Annotated in this window: 12 protein-coding genes and 1 tRNA gene; 3 read left to right on the top strand and 10 right to left on the bottom strand. The window is 49.6% G+C overall.

Annotation, left to right across the window (positions count from 1 at the left end; translation table 11 throughout):
• Positions 1-75 precede the first annotated feature (75 nt).
• Positions 76-246 (bottom strand): VPLPA-CTERM sorting domain-containing protein, encoded by a 171-nt coding sequence (locus BUA85_RS17115; RefSeq protein ID WP_083526273.1) that lies wholly within the window; start codon positions 244-246, stop codon positions 76-78.
• A gap of 395 nt (positions 247-641) precedes the next feature.
• On the opposite strand from BUA85_RS17115, the gene BUA85_RS12145 reads away from it, so the two are divergent.
• Both BUA85_RS12145 and BUA85_RS12140 read left to right on the top strand, forming a co-directional pair.
• Complete coding sequence (locus BUA85_RS12145) at positions 642-1,775, top strand: efflux RND transporter periplasmic adaptor subunit (RefSeq protein ID WP_072901530.1); 1,134 nt, start codon at positions 642-644, stop codon at positions 1,773-1,775.
• Entirely contained in the window at positions 1,772-4,918 is a 3,147-nt protein-coding gene (locus BUA85_RS12140; RefSeq protein ID WP_072901431.1) for an efflux RND transporter permease subunit, read from the top strand. Before BUA85_RS12145 ends, BUA85_RS12140 begins: the two co-directional genes overlap by 4 nt.
• A gap of 478 nt (positions 4,919-5,396) precedes the next feature.
• Here BUA85_RS12140 and BUA85_RS12135 read toward each other — a convergent pair whose 3' ends face one another.
• Together BUA85_RS12135 and BUA85_RS12130 are read right to left on the bottom strand one after the other, a co-directional pair.
• Entirely contained in the window at positions 5,397-6,383 is a 987-nt protein-coding gene (locus BUA85_RS12135) for an SH3 domain-containing protein (protein ID WP_083526272.1), read from the bottom strand.
• A 162-nt stretch (positions 6,384-6,545) separates the two neighbouring features.
• A complete protein-coding gene (locus BUA85_RS12130; RefSeq protein WP_083526271.1) occupies positions 6,546-8,585 on the bottom strand; it encodes an alpha/beta fold hydrolase in 2,040 nt (679 codons plus the stop codon).
• A gap of 1,978 nt (positions 8,586-10,563) precedes the next feature.
• Between BUA85_RS12130 and BUA85_RS16815 the strand changes: the two genes are divergently transcribed.
• Positions 10,564-10,654: transfer RNA gene (locus tag BUA85_RS16815), tRNA-OTHER, on the top strand.
• A 68-nt stretch (positions 10,655-10,722) separates the two neighbouring features.
• Here the strand turns inward: BUA85_RS16815 and BUA85_RS12115 are convergent.
• The 7 genes from BUA85_RS12115 to BUA85_RS12085 form a co-directional block, all read right to left on the bottom strand.
• Entirely contained in the window at positions 10,723-11,697 is a 975-nt protein-coding gene (locus BUA85_RS12115; protein WP_072901423.1) for a 2-dehydropantoate 2-reductase, read from the bottom strand.
• 10 nt (positions 11,698-11,707) lie between these two features.
• Positions 11,708-13,219, bottom strand: a complete 1,512-nt coding sequence (locus BUA85_RS12110; RefSeq protein ID WP_072901528.1) for an AMP-binding protein — start codon at positions 13,217-13,219, stop codon at positions 11,708-11,710.
• Positions 13,220-13,285: 66 nt separating this feature from the next.
• Entirely contained in the window at positions 13,286-14,797 is a 1,512-nt protein-coding gene (locus BUA85_RS12105; protein ID WP_072901421.1) for a tripartite tricarboxylate transporter permease, read from the bottom strand.
• 25 nt (positions 14,798-14,822) lie between these two features.
• Positions 14,823-15,326: a tripartite tricarboxylate transporter TctB family protein gene (locus BUA85_RS12100; protein WP_072901419.1), complete on the bottom strand. Its 504-nt coding sequence runs from the start codon at positions 15,324-15,326 to the stop codon at positions 14,823-14,825.
• Positions 15,327-15,351: 25 nt separating this feature from the next.
• Positions 15,352-16,329: a Bug family tripartite tricarboxylate transporter substrate binding protein gene (locus BUA85_RS12095; protein WP_072901527.1), complete on the bottom strand. Its 978-nt coding sequence runs from the start codon at positions 16,327-16,329 to the stop codon at positions 15,352-15,354.
• Between the two features lie 95 nt (positions 16,330-16,424).
• Positions 16,425-17,276: a universal stress protein gene (locus BUA85_RS12090; protein WP_072901417.1), complete on the bottom strand. Its 852-nt coding sequence runs from the start codon at positions 17,274-17,276 to the stop codon at positions 16,425-16,427.
• Positions 17,277-17,654: 378 nt separating this feature from the next.
• Entirely contained in the window at positions 17,655-18,047 is a 393-nt protein-coding gene (locus BUA85_RS12085) for a hypothetical protein (RefSeq protein WP_083526270.1), read from the bottom strand.
• Positions 18,048-18,333: the final 286 nt, after the last annotated feature.

The following is an 18,333-nucleotide window of genomic DNA, read 5'->3' as shown; positions in this document are numbered from 1 at the left end:
ACTCAAAGCCAAGACCGCCAAAATAAAAAAGCCGGCCTTTGTGGCCGGATAAATAAGTCTCATGTTTTTTGATGTCTATTTAGACTTGCGTCGTTTCATCGCCGCTAAGCCTCCTAAGCCGGCAAGAAGCAGCAGGCTAGATGCCGGCAAAGGTACGACTTCAAACGCCAAATTTCCTATCTCAAAAGCATTAAGTGTCGAAGTAAAGGTTGCTTTCGTGAACAACGAGCCATTGCACAATCCCATATCAAGTCTTTCGACGAAGTCTTTTCAACTACATGATATTACCGTCTTCAGCTTTAAGGCCTGTAGCTTTTTGCTCTATTTTCATCTTAAATCTGCTCTGCATAAAATGACTCAACTTCAGGCCTTTTACCCTTTGCCGATCGAAATATATCGGAACAACTTCCAGCCTGATTGACGTAGCATATGGTTTATTTACGCTCGGCAAAAAGTCGCACAAATCCGTTATGCATCCGCTGAGAGCACGTTTATCCTTGTCGAAGGATGTTAGTTCTTCCTGCGCAATCTTTAGTCGACTTAAGCGTCATTGAATGTATGCTCGCCGAAAAGCAGACCAACATTTTCACCTTGAAGGCTTAGCCTGAGAATAGTTGGCAAACAAAATAGGGTTCTACACTGTGGTAAATACTGACACAAACGAAGCAAAGACTGAGCCACTAAAATTTGAAGATGACCCAAAATCATCCCGATCTTTTTGGATAGCTCTATTGTTACTGCTTGGTGTAGTTGGCTGGCTCGTCAGCGGATTTATTCTTCCAGCGCCTCCACCCTCAGAGGAGAGCCAATCACTTTCAGATAGAATAATTGAGCCCATGGCTGTGATCGCTGAGACATCTATTGCCAAACCAGTCGTCCAATTCTTTAAAAACGAAGGCCAAGCTTTACCGGATAGAGACACAACCTTACGAGCACAAATATCAGGGCAAATTTCTGAAGTTTATGTAAAAAAGGGAGAAGATGTTGAAGCTAATGATGTGGTTGCGAAATTCGACACCAAGGAACTTGAAGCAGAATTGGAACGTGCCCAAGCTGAACTTGAACGTGCTCAGCGTGAAGTTGAAAACGCGATAGAACTGCAAGAACGAGGCGTTGCAACGGCAGATAGGGTCAGTTCAGCAGAAGCCGCTTTGGCTGGGGCGCGCGCTCAGCTTGCTTTCGCTGAAGATAATCTTGCTAATACCAGTATCACAGCGCCATTTGCCGGTCGCATTGAGACATTCGAGCTTGAACCTGGTGAATTTATTCAAGTGGGAAGCGAAATTGGCCGGCTTGTAGATAACACCCCGCTCACTGTTGCGATACAAGTGCCGCAAATCTCCTTGGGTGTATTGAAAAACCAACAACCTGCACGGGTAAAATTCATTACGGGTGAAGAGAGAGCAGGTTTGGTGACGTTCGTAAGCACATCAGCTACAACAGCAACAAGAACATTTCTTGTCGAGGTAGAAGTTTCCAATAGTGATGGCAAAATTCCGGCAGGCATTTCAGCAGAAGTTGAAATACCCTACGGACAGGTGGATGCGCACTTTATTTCACCAGAGACTTTATCTCTTAATGAACAGGGTGCTCTTGGTGTAAAAACCGTTGATGACGATAATGTAGTGCGTTTTCACGATGTCGAGGTAATCAGAGCAACTATTGAAGGGCTTTTTGTCGAAGGGCTTCCTGACGAGGTGCAAATCATAACGACCGGTCAGGGTTTTGTACAAGACGGAGAGCTTGTTAATCCTCAAAAAGGAGCAGACAATTGAGCGCGTTCATTGATGCTGCCTTTTCTCGCAGCAGACTTGTTGTTTTGCTGCTAATCTTGCTCTTTTCTGTCGGCTTAATTTCCTATGTATCGATCGCGAAAGAATCCTGGCCAGAGATTGTGCGGCCCACTTTCTTTATAAACACTGGATTGGATGGTATTAGTCCGTCTGACTCTGAACGCTTGTTGGTTGAGCCCCTCGAAAGGGAATTGGGTTCACTACCCGGTCTCGATCGCATTGAGAGCTTTGCCGGTGAAGGATCTGCTTATGTAATCGCCGAATTTCGACCTGGTGGCAATGTCGATGAGGCTTTGGACAATGTTCGTGAGGCAGTAGACCGCGTTCAAGGTGATATGCCATCTGAGGCATACGACATTACCGTTGCCGAGCTAGATATGTCGCAACTCCCAATTATGCTTTTAATATTGTCTGGCCCTGTTCCCGAACGGACATTGAACCAATTGGCAGACTCAGTCGAGGAGGTCGTGAGTAGCATAGATGGTGTTCTTGAGGTAGGCGTCGTCGGCAAGCGTTCTGAATTTATCGAGGTTTTGATCGATCCAACGGTATTTCAAACCTATTCTCTTTCATACGATGAAGTGATCAGTCAGATCACACGCAACAATCAGCTCATTGCGGCTGGAGCCATCGATTCTGGCACCGGCAGAGTGGTTCTAAAAGTTCCGGGGCTTATTGAGGATCTCAGCGATGTACTAAACATGCCCATAAAAGTTCGTGACGGTACAGTTGTAACGTTCGAAGATGTTGCGGAAATCAGACGTACATTTCGTGAACCCACAAGTTTTTCTAGGATTAATGGTCAGCCTTCTTTGACCATCGAAGTGGTTAAAAATTCGGGCGCGAACATAATTTCAACTGCTGATGAGGTGAGACAACGGGTAAACGCCTTGCAGGCGGATTGGCCTGAAAGCGTTCAAATGGACATTCTGCAAGATCAATCCGAAGACGTCAGTACAGTATTTTTTGAATTACAGGCAAATGTCATCGCTGCTGTTGTTCTAGTTTTTATCTCTATTACATTTGCGATGGGTTTCCGATCAGCAATTTTAGTCGGGCTTTCAATCCCGGGTGCTTTTCTGACAGGCGTAGCTGCTCTTTGGGCCCTTGGCTATACATTGAGTTTTATTGTGCTATTCGCGCTCATCCTTGTTGTAGGGATGCTTGTCGACGGTGCAATTGTTACGACAGAGCTAGCTGACCGCCGGCTGCAAGACGGAGACGAACCGAAAGAAGCTTATTCTTTTGCCGCAAAAAGAATGGCTTGGCCAATTATCGCATCCGCTGCTACCACCATTAGTGTGTTCGTACCCCTCCTGTTTTGGAACAGCTTTTTGGGGCAAATTATGAAGCCCCTTCCTGTAACGCTTATTGTGACTCTGACCGCTTCAGTATTCATGGCTTTGATTTTCATTCCAGTTGTTGGAGGACTGATTGGTCGCGCCCAACCTCGCTCGGCTCGAGCTAAGGAGGCACTTTATCACTCCGAATATGGTGATCCTCGAAAAATTGGCGGGATGACCGGTACCTATATTAAAGTTCTACGATGGGCTATTATCAGACCTGGGGCTGTCGTTCTCGGCGCGGTCGCCTTGCTATTGGCTAGTTTTGGTTTTTACGCTCAGATGGGCAATGGAGTGACTTTATTCCCTTCGAGCGAGCCAAATGTAATACAGCTTCAGATAAGTTCGCGCGACAACATCTCGATATATGAGAGAGACCGTCTGGTGCGACTAGTTGAAGATAGGCTTTGGAAATATGATGAAGCTTCATCAATTTATGCACAGTCATCTCTGCCTGCAGGTCGAGGAGACGAGGAAACAATTGGCACAATCAACTTGAGTCTTCTGGATTGGGACTTGAGACGTAAGGCAGCACTCATCGCTGAAGATATCCGAGAAGATGTTTCTGACATTCCCGGGATTAGTGTGCAGGTCTCAACGCCAGATGGTGGACCAACTGCTGGTAAGCCTATTAGCATTCAAATAATTGGTGGCAATAAATTTTCCCAGAGCGCTGCAGTCGATGTAATTAAGTCAGCAATGGCATCCGTTGGGGGATTCGTTGACATTACAGATACAAAATCGCTTCCAGGGGTCGAGTTGTCCATCAATGTTGACCGCGTCGAAGCCGCTCGGTACGGGGCTGATGTCAACATTTTGGGCCAATCTGTCCAACTTTTGACGCAAGGTATCGAGGTAGCGAGCTATCGCCCTGAAGATGCGACTGAATCACTTTCAATAAGAGTGCGTTTCCCGAGTGAAAATCGTTCGTTAGCTGAGCTTGGCAACCTAAGGGTACCAACACAGACAGGCTTAGTTCCCGTAAGTAACTTCGTAGGTTTTCAGCCAACAGAGCGCCTAGGTGCAATCCGTAGGATTGATGAAAATCCTGTGGTCACTATTGAAGCAAACATTGCCCCCGGACTTTTAGTAGCAGATCAAAACCGAAAATTACTCGCCGAGATTAGAAGTATTGGAATGCCGGAAGGTGTTGACTACAAATTTGGTGGCGATGCACAAGACATGGCTGAGACATTTACGTTTCTTTTAGGTGCTTTTATTTCCGCCATATTCCTAATGTTTATGGTTCTCCTTGTTCAATTTAACAGGTTTGATCAAGCGCTTATCATATTAAGTGCTATAGTATTTTCGGTTGGTGGTGTACTTATTGGACTGCTTGTAATGGGTCGTCCTTTTGGACTTGTCATGAGCGGAATTGGGGTAATTGCTCTAGCCGGTATTGTGGTTAACAATAATATTGTGCTCATTGATACTTTCAACCAGCTCATTGCTAGAGGCCAACCAACTCTTGAAGCAGCATTGCGCACTGGCGCCCAACGACTTCGACCAGTTATGTTGACAACGATTACCACGGCGCTTGGCCTTATGCCGATGGTTTTTGGTCTCAGTATAAGTTTGATTGACAGGGAGATCGTTCAGGGAGCTCCCTCAACAGCAATTTGGGTTGAGATGTCTAGTGCAATCGTTGGAGGTTTATTAGTGGCTACAGTGCTTACACTTGTGGTGACCCCTGCCATGTTGGTGTTAGCAGAACGAAAATCGGACAAAGCTAAGGCACAAGAACCGAATCTTGGGACGCCCGATGCGCTGGATCTGACTTAGGAAGACTCGAAGCCGACTCGTTGCTCGGTCCTAGCTTTGAAAAATTTGCCCCCAAGTTCCTGATCACCTTTTCTGATGCATTTAATTGCTTGGAGAACACATTTCTTAGTCTAAGTGTGTCTGCTGAACTGCTCGAAGGGCCCTATCAGTAAGATTGGCCACATTGGGAATCCCAGGAACAATTCAACTCAATTTTTACCGCATACCAATTGACGATCTAGAAAAATTTGGAACAGAAATCTTAAAACCGTCTTGGCAGATTGACAGCATAAAAGACTGTCACTTACCCCATCGGTCCAAGTCATATTAGCTAATGTTCACACGCAGATTTGAGAAACGCTGAAGAAGCTGAAAACACACCGTGTTGACGTAGTCTTTATCATATTCTCCACAATAGGGCCGCATCAGTCACGGCAAACAAGTGAAGTCATGCTCAAGCAATATTGGTTGAATAGTCGCGCCCAATCGAAGGAAATTACTAGCCCCCAAATATAAAAGCCTTGGGAATTTCAAACCTGGCAGGGCCTATATTGACAACATAAACGTCAGCTATTTCATCAAACTCAAATTCAGAGCCGGGACTGGTAGCAACTGGGACTCCATTTTCAAATAAAATTTGCAGTTCATCACCGTCTTCCAATGCAATCCAAACACCCGCATTTCCCAAACCGGACCGTACAACTCCGGCTACACACTCGCTCTGGGCCTTTTCAGGTCTAGTAGAGCACGAGACGGTACTGGTTGCATCGAATGGGCGGCCATTCCCAGTAGGACTATTCCCCAGTGACGCCGGCGTCATTGGTTTTGAACTCTCAATTAAAAACTGTCCTGCGACCCACCCTGTCGATCCAAAACTATTGACACGAACGCTACACCAACGATCGGATCCTGTTAGGCGACAGCCTTGATTCTCCAGACTGTCTCCGTCACGCAATTTTCCTATAATACTGTATCTCGTGGAGGGCCCGTTACGTAAGTTAAGCGTTACCCCTTCCCCAACTCCAGAAACCTGCCAAAAGTCTGGGCCGCCCGCCAGACTATCCGCAAATTCAGGTTGGTTGATACCAATACCTATACTGAAGGAGGTCTCCTCCCCACGCCTTGCGGCAGAACGCACCAAATAAGTACGTACAACATATCTACCTGTCTTTGGAGCGGTCACATCGGCAACAGGACCTTCACTAGCGCCCACAAAAAGTGCTTCCTCACTATCGATCGCAGAAACGTTGAAGTAGGTTCCTGTATTAGATGACGATAGATCGACTGAAATAACTTGAGATTCATCCACATCGACCTCTAGATCGAGCATTTCAGAGCCTACAATTTTGTCATTGATGACTTTGTATTGACCAATTTCTTCGAAGGTTAACGGAGTTGTTCGAATGTCTTGCGCGAGTGAATTCGTGGCAAAAACGAAGGCACTCAGTGCCATCCCATATCCTGAAAAAAAAGGCCGAAATTTCATGGATCTGTCCCTTCGAAAATATAAAAAGCACGTCGTCAGCTTGGCCTAGCGTACAATCCCAGTCAAATCTGCGATTAAAAACGCGAACAGTAAAACAACACTTGTTACTAAATCCGGGTCCCACTGAACAATCGAGTACTTTTCATAAGTCTAAAATTAGTACTAATCGTCCGACGCCTCATTCTTATATGCGCCTTCAACTAAATCGAACGGCAAAGTGTAGTATGGATTGTCGGCACACGTCATGTTTGGTTCAGAGTCGGGATGATCGAGAAACGCTGCCGCAATATCGCCGGGACACCTATCCGGGCTCCTGCCAGAGATTACGTGACCTTCTGTTGGCCACTCGTGATAAAAGCTGTTTGGTAACAATGTGGCTACATCTTCACCGAATTTTACAACAGTTTGAGTATCTAGGCCTTGAGTATAGATTAAAGTCGCGATGTCACTTTCGACTGGATACATAATATCTCCGGCCTCAAAAGGCCTCGGCCAAAAATCACAAACTAGGCGTGCTAATTCATAGTCCTTAACACCGCGCAATTCTAAGCCAGGATATGGAGTATTAGATAAAAGTTCTTCTACGAAGCTTGTCGGTGTAAAGCCAACCTCTTCGATACAGTTTATCCCCATTAGCATTGCAACAGCCATACCCGGACTTCCATCACGCTCTCCAAAACCACCCATTTGAGCAGCTATGTCACCAATGGACCAACTTGTAAGACGCAGGTCCGTTTCATCCATTGCTTGGACAAGGCTATTCGCAGTCCCTGCGGCCTCGACAGATAAATTCTTATCAGAAAACTCGATGAGCCTTTCAGCATCAACACCATGTATTGGTAGTAGTGCTAGATCGACTAAGCTCTTGATTATTACAGGCTGAGGCTCACCATTTATGAGCTTTGTTCTTAGGTCTACGATCACAGATTGCACCCAATTCTTTGAAAGGCTTGGGGATTCTAGGTCGTTGTGATCTTCCGCAAATTTCATGATGAGGTCTAGCGATGGAGCAAAAAATACATCGTCAGGTTCTATTGCGTTCTCAAAACTCAAAGGGGCATGTACAACGACCTCTTCTTCAATGGGCCCTCCTCCCAGTATTTTTCTCAAGAGTGTTGTGTCCTTGAGTTCGATAGCCTCAATAATCATTGGCACAAGAGTTGCATATCCACCTCTCGCCATCCCATTGTTAAGCATGGCAAGTTCGGCAAAAAATTTTGGGGTAATTTGCTCTATGCTACCAAATCTGGCGCGTACCATGTTGTTTGGGATCAAAGGAGGATCGAGAGTAACCGGATCTGAACTGAGCTTTTCGAGTAAATCTATAAATCGTTGGCGTATGTCAGGGTAATTGTCGGAACAAAATTTGTCCGCCATGCATAGATCAAAAATAGTATCATATGCATATCGGACCTTTGTTGAGGTTTCTGCAGTTCCTGCTGTTGCTGGTGACACAGCACCATCCAAAATAACAGAACGTATACGATCAGGCGTTTCTCGCATTGCAACCAAAGCGAGACGAGTGCCGTAACTTGTTCCATATAAATTATACTGACCGACATAGCCTAAAGCACGTGTAAGAAGCGCGATGTCATTCGCGCTTGAAATGCTATTGAACTGGCCAAGATCAATACTTTCTCCAGCATAACCTGCCGCACAAAGACTCAACACAAACTCAATCGAGCCCTCGCCAGCATTCATCGTTTCAAGTTCTTGAATAGATACATCGCCAATATCCATTGTTTCTGCTGCAATACCAACAGCTGCTGACATCGGACCACAAGCAATCAAAGTCGAATGCCCAGTGCCACGCTGATCCAAAAAAATTACATCCCGACGCTGGCGAATGCTGGTCATATTTTGGTATAGTGGCGCAATAGACGTGATTTCGGATATTGCAGAACCGCCGGGACCTCCAGAAAGATAGACTAGGGGGTCTGGTTCAGCCGAAAGGCTCATTGCCTTTAGCCGCAAAAATGTCAATTCAATATGACGTCCATCTGGAACATTGTGATTTTCTGGGACCAACACGACTCCGCAATCATAGGTTTCACCTTCCACTTCCTCGTCCCAAGGGAGCTGCAATGGGCACGGCATGGGACTAAACAAAGCATCTGCTGATGTTGCTTTGACGGCCAAACTGCCGAGTAGTACGGTGGCGGCTAAATTTAAGATAAAGAGTCTAAGATTAAACTGTACCATCACTGATCCTTCGCTTTGAATCTATTAGCCATAGCAACAACATGCCATAAAACTTAGAGCATGCGTCGCAGCTGGAAGTCTACTCAGGTCCAATGATGAGCGCTTTATATCCGCTTCGTAAGAGCTCGAGCTAAGTACCATCAATCATTTCCACAACGAAACTATCAGCTTCGAACTCTCTGACACCAAAAATAGAATTCAGGTTAAACCTTCGAATTTGCACCATATAAATACAGTTTTGCTAATATAGCCCTGCATAAAACATCTGTTTTGGAACGACCTGCGAACCGTTAACTATACCTCTGACATTGTTGAATTACTGGCGATTTTCTTTCTATGGGTAGTGTCAGGTCGCCGAGTGGAAAGGTCTACGGCCGCGAACGGTCACTAAGTTCTGGTTGGTAGACACCTTGTTGCAAAGTCCTTTGATTTTGTTTTTAAAGAAATTCGCTCGACTGTCGGCACCAATAAGGAGCTTCGCGATGCAATTTACGTTATGTAAACTGCATCGCGAACTCGCCACGACGTTTGGGGTCAGTCGGGCGTAAGGAGCTACTCCGCCGTATAAAGAACCGACTTTAAACTCTCATGACACATATAACGTTATGTTAATTTATAACCGTGATAAATTCTGCTATCCAAAAGTATAATGCTATAAGCCAAAAGGGTAGAATGCCATCGTCTAGTTTTGCCATATTCAAACCTTAAGTCCCAAAACTCTCTTCCTTTAACGTTTTGAAAAGGGTTGATGCCGCCAAGGAAATCCGACAAATTTCAATCCTTCTTTGGCATACGAAGCTGATAGCGTTCGTTGGTCCAAGAATGGTGAACGGCGACTTCGTCCACTTAGCGGTCGTTTCCCGAAACGAGCCGGAGGACCGCTGTGAGCCCAAGTCACAGATGCTGCAACTTGTACGGACGTCCCCTTTCGGCATGACTTGATTGCTAGATGACTGGATACCCGCCTAGCCAAAACGTCGACAATCAAAACCAAAGGACGACAAAAGCCAAGAGGAACATGACGGTATTGATCGACGCCCAAAGCTTGCGTTCTTCTTTAGATGGGATGATCCAATTGAGCCCCATACGCGCTCCATTCACTCCCACAGCAACCTACATCGTCCAAGTTGGCCAAAACGGCCAGTTGCCATCTGCGGAAAGAACCGCAAGTGTCATCCCTAGTAACAGGGGAATTGACGCTGCCGCTATAAGCCGAATTGAGAGAGGTAGCGGACCTTCCGTCTGTCCGCCCTGTGTGAGCCTCCCCCAAAGCGCACCAAAAATCAGGGCAATCTGAAAGGCAATTACCCCGAAAACAATCAAGCAATAAGGTAATGATAAGCTCATCGCATAAACGCAATTGTGAGTTAATTCACTATGGGCTGAGTCGTTATGAATGAAAGCCAAGCATAAATCCTACGGATGTGAAAATGCGATTGGCAGCCGTTCAAAACCCATTCGATCACCTCATGAAGTAACCGTTGGCGACGAGCACAACACAGGCGATATCAATTGCTAACGCAATCCAAACTCCGGCTTTTATTTGAGGAACTCCTTATAGTTCTTAAGAAGATGGTGATCGACGAACAGCTGCGCAAGGTTTGGCCCAATGCAGACTTTCGCTTGGAAGTCCAATGCCTTGCCCACCTTTCGTGTTACTTTCGCCAGATTTCCCAAATTTCCGGCCCCTCATGCGCAAATGGCGACCAAGTAGCAAAGAAAACCCCAGAATTTATGGGGTGGGTATTTGCCTTAGACGTTTAACTCTCGGAAATTCGAGACTGAGTGTATCGCAATTTATCATTCACAAACTAAGACCTTTTATCTTCCAACCAACCGCAGCATTTCCTTGTCACACATTCTGTCACACATTTTGCTATTCAATGGTGATTGACACCAATTAGTCCGCGCCTAATGATACCGCCAGGAATTACAACCACTGTCGGAATTGGGGCGCCTGGCTCAACAAGGGTTTGATATTGTTGAGTTAGTGGAGAACATGCTTCTACACGACTTCAGGTGCTGGTGTCCGTATGGACGTGGAGGTTCGAGTCCTCTTCTGGGCACCAATTCGTCCAATAATGCCGCGACGAATAAGATTTGGAATGAAGGCTAAAGGATCGCTGAGGCTTGTGGATCAATACAACCCAGCAACCCTGCCCCTCAAGGCCACCAGCGAAAGCACTGTATCAATCGTCGGTGTCGGAGTGCCCGTCACTCGACCCAATTCCTGCACTGAGCCAACCAAGGCGTCGATTTCCATCGGGCGGCCTTGATCCAAATCTTGCAACATTGATGTCCGATGCGCGCCGACTTCGGCGCCGCCTTTGATCCGGCGGTCCACGTCGATTGGGAATTTGACACCGAGCTTTTCGGCAATTTCCTGTGCTTCGACCATCATGTTGCGGGCGACTGCTTGGGTACCGGGATCAGTGCATAACACATCCAGTGTGGCGTGGGTAAGTGCCGAGATCGGATTGAACGACAGGTTGCCCCAAAGCTTGACCCAAATCTCATCTCTGATCTTTGGGCGCACCGGCGCACGCAAGCCAGCGGAGGCGAGTGCTTTGGAAAGCGCCAAGGCGCGTTCAGATTTTGACCCGTCCGGTTCGCCGAGCGAAAAGCGATTTCCTTCGATGTGTTTTACCACGCCGGGTTCGATGACTTCTGCCGCAGGATACACCACGCAGCCCAACACTCGGTCGGGGCCAAAGCCGTCCCATTGCGCATTGCCCGGATCGACGGTTTCAAGGCGGGTGCCTTCCAAAGCGCCACCGAGTTTATGGAAATACCACCAAGGGACGCCGTTCACACCGGATACGATTGTGGTGTTCTCGCCGATCAGAGGCTGCATTTTGGGAACAACGGGCGGGACCGAATGCGCCTTAAGCGTGACGATCACATAGTCTTGCGGGCCAAGATCAGCCGGATCATCAGATGCGACGACATTCGCCGTTCTTTCACCGTTCTCCTCGATCAGCCGGAGCCCGTTTTCGCGCATTGCTTTCAAGTGAGGGCCGCGTGCAACAAGGCTAACGTCTGCCCCTGCTTCTGCGAGCTTTGCACCCATATAGCCGCCGATTGCGCCTGCGCCAAAGATACAGATTTTCATCGTTCGCTCCCTAACCCAAGCCGAGCTTTTCGGCCAAACCGATGCGCTGAAGCTTACCCGTTGCGCCTTTTGGGATTTCGTCAAGGATCAGGATTTTGCGAGGGACTTTGAACGCCGCAAGTCGCTCACTGGCGAAATCACGAATGTCGCGATCGGTCGCTTCTTGCCCCTCTTTCAAAACCACAGCCGCAGCGACCTCTTCGCCGAGCTTGGCGTGCGGCACTGCAAAGGTCACGCATTGCGCAATCGCCGCGTGGTCCGACAGGATGCTATCCACCTCAAGCGGGCTGATCTTTTCGCCGCCGCGGTTGATGATCTCCTTCAGGCGTCCGGTGAGGGCGAGATACCCGTCTTCGTCAAATGCACCTTGGTCTCCGGTACGGAACCAGCGCTTTCCTTCCGCTTCGAAAAAGTTCTTTTCGTTAGCCTCTGAGTTGCCCTCGTACCCCGGAGTCACGTTCGGACCGGAAATGGACACTTCGCCAATCCCCTCGACCAAGCGGTTTTCGATCTCATGTGCAATGCGAACTTCCGGGCCAGCAGGCACACCCACGGCACCCGGTTTTTGACGACCCGGTTCAATTGGATTGCAACACATCTGATGCGCCGCTTCAGTCATGCCATAGGCTTCGACAACCGGTGCACCAAAGGTATCGGCGAGTTGTGTCATCACTGGACCTGGCAAGGAGGATGAGGAGGACCGCAGGAACCGCAGCCGCGCGTTTTTGATGATCTCAGCATTGCGGGGCGCGCGGGCAAGGATGGCTTGGTGCATCGTCGGAACAGCTGTGTACCAGCTTGGATCAATCTCTTCGAGCCAACCGAAGAATTTCAGCGCATCAAACCCTGGTGCGCAGCTGATTGATGCGCCCGCGGCGAGCGATGCGCTTACAGCCGCGACGAGGCCGTGAATATGGAACAAAGGCATTACGTTCAAACAGCAATCATCTGGCGTCAAAGCCAAAGACGCGCGGATATTTTCGGCAGATGCCGCGACGTTCGACTGCAGCAAGGGTACGATTTTTGGTCGGGATGTCGTGCCAGATGTGTGCAGGATCAATGCTACGTCATCTGAGGCAGGCGCGGTATCAGCCGCATCGCCTTTTGTCTCGGTGGACAGGTTGAATGTACCGGCAGGTTCTGTTGCGGTTAACTCGATAATGGTCAGATTAAACCGCTCCGCCGCTGCTCGAGCTGGGCCGTCATACCCAGCCTCTAAAATGATTGCGCGGGCTTTCAAGTCTTCCAGATAGAAGGCGAATTCGTCTTCCTTGTAGGCTGGATTGAGAGGGGCAGTCGTAGCCGATTGCGCCACTGTCACGAAGGCAGCCGCCATTTCGGGTCCGTTGGGCAGAACAATCGCGACGCGATCCTGAGCGCCAACCCCAGCACTTCGTAGAGAAACGCGCACAGTTTGCGCCAAGGACTTGAGGTCGCCATAGGTCATCCACTCTCGGCCGGGTGCGCCAATGGCATTTGCTGTATCAGGATGCTGCTGAATTAGGTCTGCGATAGTGTGCATCGACTTCTCTTTCATTCAATTGGTCTTTGCCGGGCATCGCCGGTCTGCTTCGTTACTTAGCGCGCTTTAGGCCTCTTCCACCCTTCGGCTGCCTCTTATCAGTTTGATTGCGGGCAGAAGGATCAAGATGATCGCGATGATTGTGATCGGTCCGGCAATCGGGCGGGTGAAGAAGATCATTGGATCACCAGAAGAGAGCAGCAAGGACTGGCGGAGCGTCGGTTCCGCGATTGGCCCCAACACGATTGCCAATACAGCCGGCGCGAGGGGATAGTCAAATTTGCGCATAAAGAAGGCCGCGATGCCGAAGATCACGATGAGCCACAGATCATGCATACTGCGCGAGGCGGCGAAGCCCCCTACGATAGAAAGAACGAAGATCAGCGGCGCGAGAATGGTAAATGGCATTCTCAGCATCCAGATGAACAGGGGGATGAAGGCCAAGTTGATCAAAAGGGCCGCGATGTTTGAGATATAGAAGGAGCCAATCAACCCCCAAACGAATTCGCTTTCGTCAACGAACAAACGTGGGCCGGGTGTCAGACCCCAGATCACCATGCCTCCGAGCAGGATTGCAGTCGTTGGGGAACCTGGGATTCCGAGGGTCAGCATAGGCAACATCGAACCGGTCGAGGCTGAGTTGTTTGCGGCTTCGGGTGCGGCAACCCCGTTTGGGGAGCCGTTGCCGAATTCCTGCGGTGTATTCGAAACCATTTTCGCAACACCATAGGACATCAGCGATCCCGGTGTTGCGCCTGCCGCTGGCAAAATACCCACGAAGAAACCGATCAACGACCCGATCCAAGTACCTTTCCAACCGCGCCGAACCGCTTCTTTTGTGTCCGACATCATGCCCTTGGCAGTCATCTTTGGGTTGGTGGTCGTGATCTCGCCACGAGTTTGTTCGATCGTCCAAAGCATCTCTCCGATCCCATAAACGCCAATCGCCAAAACGATGAACCCGATGCCGCGTAAGAAGCCGGGGATATCAAACAAAACCAGACGAGGTTCGCCAGAGATCGTGTCAAAACCTACCGTCGCCAAGACGAGCCCAAAGCAAATAGAGAAGATCGTCTTTGGAATGTCATCTCCGCCCAATCCCACGAATGTCGCAAAGGCGAGCAGCATGAGCGCGAAGATCTCAGGCGGGCCGAAGGAAAGCGCAAGTGACGCTAGGATCGGCGCAAATAGCGTGAAGAAGACGTTTGCAACTGTGCCACCGACGAAAGAGGCCAGTGCAGCAGTGACGAGCGCAAGGCTCGCGCGCCCTTGCAATGCTAACGGTCGCCCGTCGAAGGTCGTTGCCACCGCCGTAGATGCCCCAGGTATCCCCAGCGCGACCGATGAAATCGCACCCCCATACATAGCGCCGTAGTAGATGGCCGCGAGGAAGATGATGGCTGACCCCGGTGGTACAAGAAATGTGATCGGCAACAAGATCGCCACACCATTCACCGACCCCAACCCGGGCATCGCGCCGATGAACAGACCAACTGTTACACCAATAACGATTAGGAAAAGGTTGGTCGGTGCCAGCGCAAGCAAAACACCATCCGTTAGAAACGACAGGACTTCCATGACAGACCTTTGGGAGTAAGCAGCTTCAGTAAATGATGTCGTACATCACATCGAAGAACGGCTGGGTGAATGGCATACCTTGCGGCATCGAAATGAGCATGGCCGCTTCAAAGAAGAAAAACAGGCCGATGGGCAAAGCAGTCGCGAGGATCAAAGTCAGAAGCCACGAATGCCGCCCCAGAAAACGTAAGTAGTAGATGAGAAAGAGCGCGATTGCACCATACATGGACACAATCGGGATCAAGGCGACAAAGGCGACTAGGCCACCACCAACCCAAATGATCGTGCGCCAACCGAAGGCATCCATGATTGGATCATCCGATTGCGATGCCGGGCTTTTGCCACGCCACCAATTCCAGGCGATTGCGCCGCAGCTCAGTAGCATTCCGAACGACAACCAGAACGGCCAAAAGCCGCCTCCCGGTCCTTGCCCACGGATATAGCCGATGGGCAGTTCGGTGCTCTTCCACATCAAGTAGAGAGAGAAGAGGGCAAGCAACCCTGCAAGAGATATCTCACCTTGGCGCATCTTTGCCCTCTCCCGTTATCTTTACTTAGCTTTGGCCAGCAATCGCGCCGAGAAGGTCGCGATGGTTCTCAACCTGAATCGCCCAGTATTCACGTGTCTGAGCTTCATCCATTGGCAGTGGTGCCAAGCTTTCGGATGTCAGATAGTTCTGCCAATCGGCACCTTCATAGACAGCGCCAAAGACTTCGCGGTAGTAAGCTGCCGCTTCGTCTGACATGCCCGGTGCACCAACGATTGCGCGCTGGTTGTAGTAAGAGAAATCGTGACCCTTTTCCTTCATCGTCGGAACATCTGGGTAGGCATCCAAACGTTCATCAGAAAATGCGAGAAGTGGTACAAACTCACCAGCCTCGTAGAAGCCCTTTGCTTCGGCTGGGTTGTTCACGGTCGCCATGATCTGCTGACCAGCCAGATCCTTCGCAACAGCGCCGCCGCCATCGTATGGGATGTATTTGATGTCGAGGTCATAGACGCCAGACATAAAGGCGATGACGATAGAATCTTCCTGACCTGAACCGGTTCCGCCCATCACGAATTCACCGTTCATCTCTTTCACCGTTTCGATGTACTGCTCAAACGTGGTGATGCCGGAATCCTTGTGGACCCAAAGCACGAACGGATCGACGCCCATCATCGTGATTGGCGTGAATGTTTCGATGTCTACACCCAAACCTTCCTGACGGATCGGTGTTGTGTAGAAAGAATTCAGCGTCACCATCAAAGTGTGGTCGGCGTCACGCGCATCTTTCATGTGCAAAAGCGCTTCTGCACCGGAACCACCACCGCGGTTTGTTGGGATCAGCGGTCGATTGGTCATGTCGTTGGTTTCAACGACGGACTGCACAAAACGCGCAATCTGGTCAGCGCCGCCGCCTGGGCCAGCCATAATGGTGAAGTCGATTGGGCGCTTAGGCTCCCATCCATCTGCGAGAGCAGCCATTGGCATTGCAGCCATTGCAGTGCTTGCTGCGAGACCTAGGAAATGTCTCTTTGTAAATTTCATTTTTTGGTTCCTCCATTTTTCGATCCTCTCGGACCGCCATTCGACGCGCTTGGCGCCCATTCCTCCCCCGCTGCGAGCTCTGCGAGGGTGTTCATTCAGTGCGCCATAAGCACTGGCATCTCGGTTTGATCGATGATCCGCTCGGTATTGCCGCCAAGCAGCATTTCGGTTTCGTGACTGTGACTATAAGCACCGGTGACAAGCAGGCTCGCGCCAACGTCGCTGTAGGTTTGAAGCAAGTCCTTTGCGGGGTCGCGTACGTCGAAGCGGATGATGTCTGCCTCGAGCCCGCGAAGCGCGTAGTAATCTTGCAGCTCTTCCGCAGTCGGACCATGCGCTTGAACCTTGCCGCCGGTTAGAATGCTGACCTTCTTCGCAGCGGCCACAACATCCAAGGAGGACGCCACCGCCCGCGCGGCAGGTAGTGATCCATTCCAGCCAACAGCCACATGCTGGGCGAAGGTTTCATCGGGTTGTAGCTGCCCAGGGCAAATCAGGACAGGCCGACCCGCACCGTAAAGAGCTGATTTGAGTGAGCTCTGTCCAAGGTTTCGTTCGCGCTGCGGTTTCGGCAAAACGATAATGTCAGCCAGACGGCCTGCGTGTTTCACCACATCGGCCATGCGCCCGTGTTCTTCGGTGAAAGAACAGCTTGCGCCCACGTCGCTCGGAGTATCCTCAGCAAGCCCAAACTCACGCGCCAAACGATGTAGGATGCGACGCAGGTGATCCTCTTGCCGGTTCGCCAACTCACCCGCTTGCTCCACCATCATCTTGCGGGCGAAATCTGGAAGCGGGATGCCTTGAGGGATCAAATCCTTTGTACGAGTGCGGCAGTGAACGACGTTGACATGGGCATCATGTTTCTTTGCCAGCTCTGCTGCGTGTGCCAGAACAGTCGCGACCATTCCGTCACCGCGAACGGGAACCAAAATTGACTTAATCATAATGCCTCCCCTCGCTTCAGACCCAGTGTTGCGGACGGTTCGTAAAAAGGCGGATCGCACCTCAAGACGCGCCGACCATTAATTTGGAGGTAAATTTTGTGCGAACTTTTATTTCGTCAAGTTATAATTTATTGAAATTTTATAACTCTATCAATTTTTCGTGTATTTTTAAGCCCTTGGAATATAAATATTTTTCTGCATCCAATAGTATACATCGAAATTAGCAGAAACGTTGTTTCCGATGAGGTGCGCGACGTTCAACATTTGAACAAAATGAATCAGTGTATTGGAAGATCGATTCCGACACATCGCGAAGCGAAGCATTGCTAAACCGAAGTCTGCAGGAAATCTTGACGGCTGATGCCGGTGTGTTTCAAGCTAGTGAATCACATATTTCAGCGCGGCGAGAAGCACTCCGACGCTCCCTGCGCACACTGCCGAAACGCTCGACCAGAAGATCGAACCGGTTGAGCGCCAGCCCACCCGCGCGCCCACTAGCGCAAGCAAAGACGTCGCGAACAACTGCGAACCGACGAGAGCAAAAGCTGGTGTGATCAGCCCAAACCAGGCCGCGATAAACAGACATGTCGGTATATTGGCTGCAATCAGAGTGTCGCGCGAGTGATGCCAAGCGGAACGAAGATCGGGAAGCGTTGGTGCCGTATCGGATTCGAGCGGCTTCGATAAGGTTTCCGCGAATTTCTCTGCACAAACAATCGCAAAGACTGATCCAAAGAGAACAACACCCGTTTCCAGCGGCGACTCGACCACCTAGCCCACGGCCATCAGGATGCTCAGCACCATTATTGCGCCATAGACCATGCCAAAAGCCGATCCATCAACCCGCGCCCAGCCCTTTGGTTTTTTCGTCTTTGCCGCCAACGTTCATTCCTCTGCCTGCTGGCTCGTAACTCGCCATAGATTCCAACTGTGCTCTTAAGAACCGAAGTATTGGCTGTAATTTAGCTTCAGCAGATCAAAACCATTGAAGAAGCGGGCGCAATTTACTGCACCCGCTAAGAAGCTGGAGGCTGCCTCAACGTCTTTTGTGGTCGCT

Source organism: Cognatiyoonia sediminum (genome assembly GCF_900129845.1).
In the GTDB taxonomy this organism is placed as follows: domain Bacteria; phylum Pseudomonadota; class Alphaproteobacteria; order Rhodobacterales; family Rhodobacteraceae; genus Cognatiyoonia; species Cognatiyoonia sediminum.
Note: the sequence above shows the minus strand (reverse complement) of the source record. Positions and strands in the feature narration are given on the sequence as shown.